A 9371-nucleotide genomic window follows, 5' to 3' on the forward strand; every position below is an offset into this window, starting at 1 on the left:
GCTGGTGGGGCGCCGCGTGTCCCGGTCGGACCCACAGCCGGCGGCCCTAGCGTTCGTCCGTCGGGGGTCCGACGCGGGGTTTCGAGCGAGGGGTGGTGCCGGTGGCCGACCGGGCGGCGTGGATCGGTGAGCAGGAGCTCCCGGGGTTCCGCGGGGGCATCGACGCGCGGGTCAGCCTGCGCACGGACGCCGGGCCCGGCCTGCACGGGGCGTGGTGGCCGCGCTCGACCGACCTGGCTGTCGAGCTGCCGGAGCTGGTGGCCGCGCTCGCCCGCCGCGGCGTGCACGTCACCCGCTTCACCTACCCCTTCGCCACCTGGCACGCCGTCCCGCGCAAGCTCGCCGTCGGCGACCGGCTGGTCCGGGTGGGCGGGTTCGCCACCGGCGACCCGCAGCTGGTGCGGCTGACCTGCGCCCCCGACGACCTGCACCTGGAGCTGCTCGTCGTCCCGCCCGGCACCGAGGCGCTGTTCAGCGCCCGCGCGATGCGGATGGCGTCGGTGCCCGGCGTGGCCCTCAGCGCCCGCACGGTGCTCGCCGCCGCGGGCAGCCACCCGGCGCTGCGCACCGGCGAGATCCCGGTGCAGACCGCCGGCTGAGGACTACCCGGGCGGCCGGCGTCGTTGACCGCGGCATGACCAGCACCGTGCAGCAGACCTTCGCCGACGAGTGGGCCGCCTGGCACCAGGACCGCGAGCAGCGGCTGACCGACCCGCACGGCTTCCTCGCCGTCACCTCGCTCACCTGGCTCGGCGAGCGGCCCGTGACGGCCCCCGGCGCGCCCGGCCGCTGGTCGGCCGACGACCGCGGCGTCGTGGTGGTCCTCGCCGAGGGCGAGGAGCTGCTCGTCGACGGCACCGCCGTGCACGGTGAGCACGTCGTCGGCGAGCTGGGTCTGCGGGAGAGCCGGCTGCTGCTGGCCGGCGAGGTGGCCGTGGAGGTCGCCGAGCGCGGTGGCCGGTACGTCGTCCGGGTGCGCGACCCGCGTTCGCCGCTGCTGGCCGCCCACCCCGGCACCCCGACGTTCCCGGCCGACCCGCGCTGGGCGGTGACCGGCCGGTTCGTGCCCTTCGACGCGCCGCGCCCGACCACCGTGCCGGGCGTCCTGGAGGGCGTCGAGCACGTCTACGACGCCCCCGGCACCGTCGAGTTCACCCTCGACGGCACCGACCACGCGCTGCGCGCCTTCCCGGGCCACGGCGACGGCGCGCTGACCGTGCTGTTCTCCGACGCCACGTCGGGGGACACCACGTACCCGTTCCGGTCGCTGCACCTGGTGCCCGACGCCGACGGGACCGTCGAGGTCGACCTGAACCGGGCGGTCAACCTGCCCTGCGCCTACACCGACCTGGCCACCTGCCCGACCCCGCCTGCGGAGAACCGGCTGCCGATCGCCGTCGAGGCGGGGGAGCGGACGCCGACCGTGCGCGGCACCGCCCGCCCCACCGACTACGGCGCAGTGCTGGCCGGTCAGTCCGAGCCCTCGACCTGGTAGCGGAAGTCGCTGCGGCCGGTGTGCAGGTCCCACAGGTGCCCGGCCATGACGTCGGGGCCCTTCACCGGGTCGCCGTCGACCATGGCGCCGGGGATGACCAGCTGGGCCACGTGGATGCCCTCGCCGGCCAGCACCTCGTGCAGCATCTGCGCGTAGGCGGTGAGCCCGGCGAAGGCCACGCTGGTCCCGGCGACCCCGGCGTTCGGCACGACGGCCGACCCGCCGTTGACGAACAGGATCGAGGGCCTCGCGCCCTCGGGCAGGTACCGCATCCCCGGCAGCACCTGCCGGACGGCGGCCACCGGCCCGTAGACCGAGAACTGCACCGGCCCGACCAGGTCCGCGGCGGTCGTCTCCAGCACCGGGCGCAGGAACGTCTTGTCCGGCAGCGGGCTGTACTGCAGCACCTCGACCGGCCCCATGGCCTGCCCGACGGTGTCGAGGGTGTGGGTGATCGAGTCGGGGTCGCGGACGTCGGCGACGAACCCGCCGGCGGTGATGCCCTCGCCCGACAGGTCCTGCGCCAGGTCGGTGACCCGTTGCTGGTTGCGGGCGATCAGCGCGATGTCGTAGCCCTCCTTCCCGAACCGGCGGGCGGTCTCCGCGCCCAGCCCGCGTCCTGCTCCGATGATGGCCATGACCGGCATGCCGGACCTCTTCCTGGTGGGGTGCACGTCGCAGCACCCCCTACCCGGTCGGTCACGCGCAACGCATCGGCTGTCGGCGAACCGGCTGGACGCCGCACCCGGGCCGCCCCGAGGGTGGGGGCATGCGACTGCTGGTGCTCGGCGGCACCCACTTCCTCGGCCGGCACGTGGTGGACGCCGCCAGCGCGGCCGGCCACGACGTCGCCGTCCTGACCCGGGGTGTCTCCGGCGACCCGCCGGACGGCGTCCGCGCCTTCCGGGCCGACCGGGACGACCCGCTGCCGGACGACGTCCGGGCGTGGGCGCCGGAGCTGGTGGTGGACACCTCCTGCCAGACCCGGGCCGCCGCCGAGCACGCCGCGGTGCTCGACCCCCGCGGCTACGCCTTCGTGTCGAGCCTCAACGCCTACCGGCAGTGGCCGCCGGGGCCGGTGCGCGGGGAGCACGAGCCCACCTGGGACACCGACGACGACGAGTACGGCCCGGTGAAGGCGCACGCCGAGCGGGTGCTGGGTGCGGCACACGGCGACCGGTTCCTCACCGCCCGGGCCGGCCTGGTCGCCGGCCCGCACGACCGGCTGCACCGGTTGGGCTGGTGGCTGGGACGCATCGCCGCGGGCGGGCCGGTCGTCGTCCCGGACGCGCTGGACCAGCCGATCGCCCTGGTCGACGTCCGCGACCTGGCCGGCTGGCTGGTCGGGGTGTGCGGGAAGGCGTCGGGTCCGGTGAACGCCACCGGCCCGGCCGGGATGACCACGCTCGGCGGGCTGCTGGACACCTGCCGGGAGGTCACCGGCGGCGACGCCGAGTGGGTCGTCGTACCCGAGGCCGAGCTTCTGGCCGCGGGGGTGCAGCCGTGGCAGCACCTGCCGTTCTGGCTGCCCGCCGACGTCGCGCGCACCGCCTGGGACGTCGACACCACCCGGGCGCGGGAGCTCGGCCTGCCCAGCAGGCCCGTGCGCGAGACGGTGGCCGACACCTGGGCCCGGCAGCGGCACGCCGACCTGCCGGTGCCCCCGCCCGGCCGCGACCTGCCCGGCCTGCCACCCGAGCTCGAGTCCCGCCTGGTCGCCGACCACCGCCCTGGTTGACCGCCCTGGCCCACGCCGTGACGGGGGGCAGGGGGCGCGCCCCGGTGGGTGGAGCCGCTGCGCGTCAGTCGCGGCGCACCAGCTCCGCGCGGCGCTCGGCCTCCAGGCGCCGTGCGGCCTCGACCGACTCGGCCTCGGTGTCGGCGCGGTATTGCTTCCACGACCAGGCGACGGCGCCGGCCCAGCCGAGCACGACCACCGCGTACACCGGCCAGCGGACCGCGTCGGCGACCTCGAAGACGGCGAACAGCGACCGGGTGTTGGTGAACACGATGATCCCGCCGACGGCGGAGCCCAGCAGCCGCGGCGGCACGTGCCGGACCAGCCAGGCGGCGATCGGCGCCGCGACCAGGCCACCGGCGAGCAGACCGAGCACCCACACCGGGTCGATGCCCTGCGAGCCCAGGGCCAGCAGGAACGCGACCGAGGCCGAGGCGGAGACCAGGAACTCCGCGGTGTCGATCGAGCCGATCACCCGGCGTGGCTCCATCCGGCCGCTGGCCAGGATCGCGGGGGTGCCGACCGGGCCCCACCCGCCGCCGCCGGTGGCGTCGACGAACCCGGCGAACAGGCCGAGCGGGACGAGGAAGCGGCGGCGCATCGGCTTGCCCAGGTTCTGCCGGTTCAGCCCGCGCACGGTGAAGCGGACCAGCACGTAGAGGCCCAGCGCCAGCAGGACGGTGTTCATCAGCGGGGCGGCGACCGAGGTGTCCAGCGAGGACAGGAACGTGGCGCCGGCCGCGGCGCCGGCCGCCCCCGGCACGCCGACCTTCAGCACGACCCGCCAGTCGACGTTGCCGAAGCGCCAGTGCGCGACGCCGGAGGCGAGGTTGGTGCCGATCTCGGCGAGGTGGGCGGTGGCCGAGGCGGCGGCCGGGCCGGCGCCGACGGCCAGCAGCAGCGTCGTCGAGGTGACGCCGTAGCCCATGCCGAGGCTGCCGTCGACGAGCTGGGCGCCGAGGCCCACCAGGGCGAACAGGACGAGGGTGCGCACGATGGATCTCCAGGCAGGAGTGAAGCGGTCGGGGAGGCCCCCGGCCGCGCACCCGCGCCGGGGTCAGGGCGGTGCCGTGGAGGACGGGGCCCTGGAGGACGTCAGCGGGCCGGACAGGCCGCGGTCGTGACGCGCGCGAGGTCGACGTGGATCCGGCCCACCAGGTAGTTACCCGGGAGCGGGCGGGACGTCGGCACGGATACAATGTCTACCAGTCCGATGGACTAAGTAGTGAGTGGCTGTCCCATCTGCTGGGACGGCCGCAGCGTGACCAGCGACACCAGGCCCCCGGCGACCAGCAGGACGGCGCACAGCCGCATGGCCAGCGCGTAGCCGTCGGTGAACGCGTCGGGCCGGGCGTAGTCGTCGCCGGACAGGCCGACCGCCAGCGGCAGCGCGGCGACGGCGAGCAGCTGCGCGGCCCGGGCGACGGCGTTGTTCACCCCGCTGGCCACCCCGGCGAGCCGGTCGGGGGCGGCGTCGAGGACGGTGGCCGTCAGCGGCGCGACGGTCAGCGCCATGCCGAGGCCGAACAGCACCGACCCGGGCAGCACCGCGGTGGCCCAGCGGGACCCGGCGTCGACGAAGGACAGGTAGGCCACCCCGGAGGCGGCCACCAGCGGGCCGACCGTCATGGGCAGCCGCGGCCCGGTGCGGGCCGCCAGCGCGCCGGCCCGGGGCGAGAGCAGCGAGATGAGCAGGATGGAGGGCACCACGGCGGCACCGGCGGCCAGCGCGTCGTAGCGCAGCACGGTCTGCAGCTGCAGCACCAGGAAGAACGACATCCCGCCCAGCGCCCCGTAGACGGCCAGCGTGGTCAGGTTGGCCCCGCTGAACCGGCGGTCGGCGAAGACGCCCAGCGGCAGCATCGGGTCCGCCGCCGTCCGCTCGCGGACCAGGAACCCGGCGGCCGCGGCCACCCCCACCGCCAGGGCCACCCAGGTGCCCGGCCCGCGGCCGGCGTCGATGAGCGCGTAGGTCGTGCCGCCCAGCGCCAGGGCGGCCAGCGCCGACCCGGCGACGTCGAACCGGCCGCGGTGGCCCTCGTCGCGGCTCTCGGGCACGTGCCGCAGCGAGACCGCGACGACGGCGACCGCCAACGGCACGTTGATCAGGAACACCCATCGCCAGCTCACAGAGTCGACCAGGAAGCCGGCGAGGAACGGCCCACCCAGCCCGGCGATCCCGCCCAGCCCCGACCACAGCCCGATCGCCCGGCCGCGGTCGGCGTGGGCGAAGGAGGCCTGGATGATCGACAGCGACCCGGGCACCAGCAGCGCCCCGCCGATGCCCTGCAGCACGCGGGCGGCGACCAGCAGACCGGTCGAGGGTGCCAGCCCGCACAGCAGCGACGTGGCGGCGAACCACACGACGCCGACCAGGAACACCCGGCGCCGGCCGAACCGGTCGCCCAGCGCCCCGCCGAGCAGGATCAGCGCGGCCAGCGCCAGGGTGTAGCCGGTGACGGTCCACTGCAGACCCGACAGCGAGGAGTCCAGCTCCCGGCCGATGGTGGGCAGCGCGACGTTGACGGCGGTGGAGTCCAGGAACGCCATCGCCGAGGCCAGCACCGTCGCCAGCAGCGTCCAGCGGGCCGGCGTCGTCCCCAACCGGAGCTCGGGCACGTGTCTCCTGTCAGCCGACGATCGCGTGCACCACGTAGTAGACGCCCGCGGCCACGGCGCCCGCGGCCGGGAGGGTCAACACCCAGGCCACGACGATGTTCCCGGCCACGCCCCAGCGCACCGCCGACAGCCGGCGGGTGGCGCCGACGCCCATGATCGAGGTGGTGGTGATGTGCGTGGTGGACACCGGGACGGCGAACACGGTGGCGGTGGTGACCATGACCGCGGAGGCCACGGTCTGCGCGGAGAACCCGCCGGCCGGGGTGAGCTGGATGATCCGGCGGCCCAGCGTGCGCATGATCCGGAACCCGCCGGCGTAGGTGCCGGCGCTGATCGCCAGCGCGGCGGCGAGGATGACCCAGAACGGGACCTCGAAGGTGTCGATCTGCCCGGCGGTCACCAGGGCGAGGGTGATGATGCCCATCGTCTTCTGCGCGTCCTGCAGGCCGTGGCCCAGCGCCATGGTCGCGGAGCTGACGATCTGGGCGTACCGGAACCCGCGGTTGGCCCGGGTGACGTTGGCGCCCCGGAAGGACCACAGGATGGCCAGCATGAACAGGTAGCCCAGCCCGAACCCGACCAGCGGCGAGAGCACCATCGGGACGACGACCTTCTCCACGATGCCCATCCACTGCACGGAGTGGACGGCGGCCAGCGCGGCGCCGACCAGCCCGCCGATGAGGGCGTGCGAGGAGGAGCTGGGCAGCCCGAAGTACCAGGTGATCAGGTTCCAGGTGATCGCGCCGACCAGGGCGGCGAACACGATCTGCAGCCCGCCGCCCCCCTCGGGGGTGTCGATGATCCCCGCCCCCACGGTCTTGGCGACCTCGGTGGAGATCAGCGCGCCGACCAGGTTCATCACCGCGGCCAGCGCGAGGGCGACCTTCGGTGTCAGCGCCTTGGTGGAGACCGCGACGGCGATCGAGTTGGCGGCGTCGTGGAACCCGTTGGTGTAGTCGAAGGCCAGCGCGACGACGACGATGACGACCATCGCCAGGAAGAGCCCGTCCACGATGGGGTCAGGACTCCTTGACCGCGATGGTCTCGACGACGTTGGCCACGTGCTCGAAGGCGTCGGCGGCCTCCTCGAGCTGGTCGGCCACCTCCTTGAGCTTGAGGATCTCCAGGGCGTCGAACTCCCCGGAGTACAGCCGGGAGAGCAGCCGGCGGTAGAGCTTGTCCGCCTCGTTCTCCAGGCTGTTCACCTCGATCCAGTAGTCCGACAGCCCCTTCATCGCCTTCAGCCGCGGCATCGCGTCCGCGGTGACCTGCGCGCAGCGCTGCAGGAGGGCGACCTGCTGGCCCATCTCGGCGGGCAGCGTGCCCAGCCCGGTGAGGACGACGAGGTCGGCGGCGGCCTCGATGGCGTCCATGACGTCGTCCAGGTCGCTGGCCAGGGCGTAGATGTCCTCCCGGTCGAACGGGGTGACGAAGCTGGAGTTCAGCTGTCGGAAGACCGCGTGCGTGGCGTTGTCGCCCTTGTGCTCCAGGTCGCGCAGGGTGCGGGCGAGCTCGTCGCGCCGGAGGTGGTCGTGCAGGAAGTCGCCGAGGACCCCCGTCGCCTCGACGAGGTTGACCGCCGAGGCGGTGAACATGTCGTAGAAGCTCGAGTCCTTGGGCGTCAGGCTGAAGGGCACGCGGGGAGCCTAGAGCCCCCTTGCGTACACCAACCGTTCACCTGCAGGTCATCTCGCCCGCGCTGCACCCGGCCAGCCGTCGTCCGCGCCGTCGGCCAGCGCGTCGACCAGGTCCCCGCGCGCCCGGGCCACCCGGGACCGGATGGTGCCCACCGGGACCCCGGCCACCTCGGCCGCCTCGGCGTAGGGCAGCCCCATCAGCTGGGTGAGCACGAACGCCTCCCGCCGGTCGGGGTGCAGCCGGGCCAGCAGGTCGTCCACCGCGGCGCCCTGGCCGGTGCGGTCGACACCGTCGGTGCGCTCGAGCAGCTCGTCGTCGCCGACCAGCACCAGCCGGCGCCGCTTGCGGGCGCGGATGGCGTCGGCGCAGGTGCGCCGGGCGATCGACAGCAACCAGGTGCGCACGGTCGAGCGGCCCTCGAAGCGGTGCAGGGAGCCGAACGCGCGCAGGTAGGTCTCCTGCGTCAGGTCGTCGGCGGACTGCCGGTCGCCCAGGTGCGCGCACAGCCGCCAGACCTCGGCCTGGGTGGCGCGCACCAGCGCCGCGGCCGCCAGCGGGTCGCCGTCGGCGGCGTCCCGGGCAACCCGGGCCAGCTCGTCGACGGGGTCGGTCACGCCCCCAGTCTGACGTGTGACCGCCACCATGCGGACGGCGCGGGAACCCGGGGCCATTCCCCGGCGACCACCACTCCATGCACTGCGAGCGTTTCCGCGAGGCGGCGTCGGCCCGGATGGACGGCGAGGGGTCGCCCGTCCCCGCCCCGGCCCTGGACGCGCACCTGGATGCCTGCCCTTCCTGCGCGGCGTGGGTGGCCACCGCCGGCACGCTCACCCGCCGCGCCCGGCTGGCCCCCGCACCCGCCGTCCCCGACCTGACCGCCACGGTGCTCACCGCGCTGCCCGAGCGGCTGCCCGGCGCCGCCGCAGCAGCCCGGTCCCGGCTGGTCACCACCGCGCTGCGGCTGGCCCTGCTGGCCGTCGGCGTGGCCCAGATCGGCCTGGCCACCCCGTCGCTGCTGGACGGCGCGGGCGCGATGAGCGCCCCGGTGCACATGGCGCACGAGACCGGCGCCTGGAACCTCGGCCTGGCCGTCGCCTTCCTCGCCTGCGCGGCCGCGCCCCGGCTGGCCCCCGGCGCTCTCCCGTTCCTGGTGACCTTCACCGTGGTGCTCACCGTGACCACGGTCGCGGACCTGGAGTCCGGGCACGTGCACGCCGACCGCGCCGTGGGCCACCTGCTGCTGCTGGTCGGGCTGCTGCTGACCGCCGCGCTGGCCTGGCGGGGGCGCCGCCGCGCCGCCCGGGGTGCCGCCGGGGTGCGGGTGCTCGCGTGAGGCGGCTGGTCGTCGTCCTGCTCGCCGGGGTGGGGCTGCTGCTCGGCGCCGCGGGACCGGCCAGCGCGCACGCCACCCTGGTCACCTCCTCGCCGGCCGAGGGCGCCCGGCTGGACACCGCGCCGGCCGAGGTGACCCTGCAGTTCGACGAGGCGGTGTCCCTCGGCGCCGGCTACGCCCGGGTGCTCGGCGCCGGCGGCGACCGGGTGGACACCGGCGCCGCGTCGGTCACCGACGACGTGCTGACCATCCCGCTGCGCGACGACCTGCCCGACGCCAGCTACGTCGTCACCTGGCGGGTCGTCTCGGCCGACTCGCACCCGGTGTCGGGGGCCTACGCCTTCGTCGTCGGGGACGGCGAGCTGGTGCCGGCCACCGGGGCCGAGGCCGGCAGCGGCACCGACCCCGGGGTGGCCGCCCTGCTGCCGGTCGCCCGCTGGCTCGGCTTCGGCGGGCTCGCCCTGGGCTTGGGCGTCCCCGTCGTGCTGGCGCTGTGCTGGCCGGCCGGCTGGGGGTCGCGGCGGGCGCGGGTGCTCACCCTCGCCGGG

At 75.4% G+C, this 9371-nt stretch carries 12 protein-coding genes; 5 read left to right on the forward strand and 7 right to left on the reverse strand.

Features of this window, described 5'->3' with window-relative positions; genetic code table 11:
* Positions 1 to 101 precede the first annotated feature (101 nt).
* Complete coding sequence (locus tag NH342_RS10115) at positions 102 to 599, forward strand: DUF5994 family protein (RefSeq protein WP_253014359.1); 498 nt, start codon at positions 102 to 104, stop codon at positions 597 to 599.
* A 35-nt stretch (positions 600 to 634) separates the two neighbouring features.
* Positions 635 to 1495, forward strand: a complete 861-nt coding sequence (locus NH342_RS10120; RefSeq protein WP_253014361.1) for a DUF1684 domain-containing protein — start codon at positions 635 to 637, stop codon at positions 1493 to 1495.
* Here the strand turns inward: NH342_RS10120 and NH342_RS10125 are convergent.
* Positions 1471 to 2169 carry an SDR family oxidoreductase gene (locus NH342_RS10125; protein WP_253014363.1) on the reverse strand — a complete coding sequence of 233 codons (699 nt, stop codon included), beginning with the start codon at positions 2167 to 2169 and terminating at the stop codon, positions 1471 to 1473. The genes NH342_RS10120 and NH342_RS10125 overlap by 25 nt on opposite strands.
* 95 nt (positions 2170 to 2264) lie before the next feature.
* On the opposite strand from NH342_RS10125, the gene NH342_RS10130 reads away from it, so the two are divergent.
* Positions 2265 to 3233 (forward strand): epimerase, encoded by a 969-nt coding sequence (locus NH342_RS10130; RefSeq protein WP_253014365.1) that lies wholly within the window; start codon positions 2265 to 2267, stop codon positions 3231 to 3233.
* A 64-nt stretch (positions 3234 to 3297) separates the two neighbouring features.
* Here the strand turns inward: NH342_RS10130 and NH342_RS10135 are convergent, their stop codons facing one another.
* The 6 genes from NH342_RS10135 to NH342_RS10155 all read right to left on the reverse strand — a co-directional run bounded on the left by NH342_RS10135 (position 3298) and on the right by NH342_RS10155 (position 8104).
* Entirely contained in the window at positions 3298 to 4227 is a 930-nt protein-coding gene (locus NH342_RS10135) for a sulfite exporter TauE/SafE family protein (protein WP_253014367.1), read from the reverse strand.
* 101 nt (positions 4228 to 4328) lie between these two features.
* A complete protein-coding gene (locus tag NH342_RS24505; RefSeq protein ID WP_374209426.1) occupies positions 4329 to 4424 on the reverse strand; it encodes a putative leader peptide in 96 nt (31 codons plus the stop codon).
* A gap of 27 nt (positions 4425 to 4451) precedes the next feature.
* Positions 4452 to 5852, reverse strand: a complete 1401-nt coding sequence (locus tag NH342_RS10140) for an MFS transporter (protein ID WP_253014369.1) — start codon at positions 5850 to 5852, stop codon at positions 4452 to 4454.
* A 10-nt stretch (positions 5853 to 5862) separates the two neighbouring features.
* Entirely contained in the window at positions 5863 to 6864 is a 1002-nt protein-coding gene (locus tag NH342_RS10145; RefSeq protein WP_308200634.1) for an anion permease, read from the reverse strand.
* A gap of 7 nt (positions 6865 to 6871) precedes the next feature.
* Positions 6872 to 7489 carry a DUF47 domain-containing protein gene (locus NH342_RS10150; protein ID WP_253014371.1) on the reverse strand — a complete coding sequence of 206 codons (618 nt, stop codon included), beginning with the start codon at positions 7487 to 7489 and terminating at the stop codon, positions 6872 to 6874.
* Between the two features lie 48 nt (positions 7490 to 7537).
* Positions 7538 to 8104 (reverse strand): sigma-70 family RNA polymerase sigma factor, encoded by a 567-nt coding sequence (locus tag NH342_RS10155; RefSeq protein WP_253014373.1) that lies wholly within the window; start codon positions 8102 to 8104, stop codon positions 7538 to 7540.
* Between the two features lie 77 nt (positions 8105 to 8181).
* Here NH342_RS10155 and NH342_RS10160 point away from each other — a divergent pair, with 77 nt between their 5' ends.
* Together NH342_RS10160 and NH342_RS10165 are read left to right on the forward strand one after the other, a co-directional pair.
* The gene (locus NH342_RS10160; RefSeq protein WP_253014375.1) at positions 8182 to 8823 is read left to right on the forward strand and encodes a zf-HC2 domain-containing protein; all 642 of its coding nucleotides are present in this window, start codon (positions 8182 to 8184) and stop codon (positions 8821 to 8823) included.
* The coding region (locus tag NH342_RS10165) for a copper resistance protein CopC (protein ID WP_253014377.1) at positions 8820 to 9371 on the forward strand (552 nt) is incomplete at its 3' end. The genes NH342_RS10160 and NH342_RS10165, both read left to right, overlap by 4 nt.

The organism is Klenkia sp. PcliD-1-E (genome assembly GCF_024124375.1).
In the GTDB taxonomy this organism is placed as follows: domain Bacteria; phylum Actinomycetota; class Actinomycetes; order Mycobacteriales; family Geodermatophilaceae; genus Klenkia.

Bases quoted from the DNA above. Each gene is read 5' to 3' on its own strand.
- NH342_RS10120 (WP_253014361.1), top strand. From the start codon at position 635: ATGACCAGCACCGTGCAGCAGACCTTCGCCGACGAGTGGGCCGCCTGG.
- NH342_RS10130 (WP_253014365.1), top strand. From the start codon at position 2,265: ATGCGACTGCTGGTGCTCGGCGGCACCCACTTCCTCGGCCGGCACGTG.
- NH342_RS10160 (WP_253014375.1), top strand. From the start codon at position 8,182: ATGCACTGCGAGCGTTTCCGCGAGGCGGCGTCGGCCCGGATGGACGGC.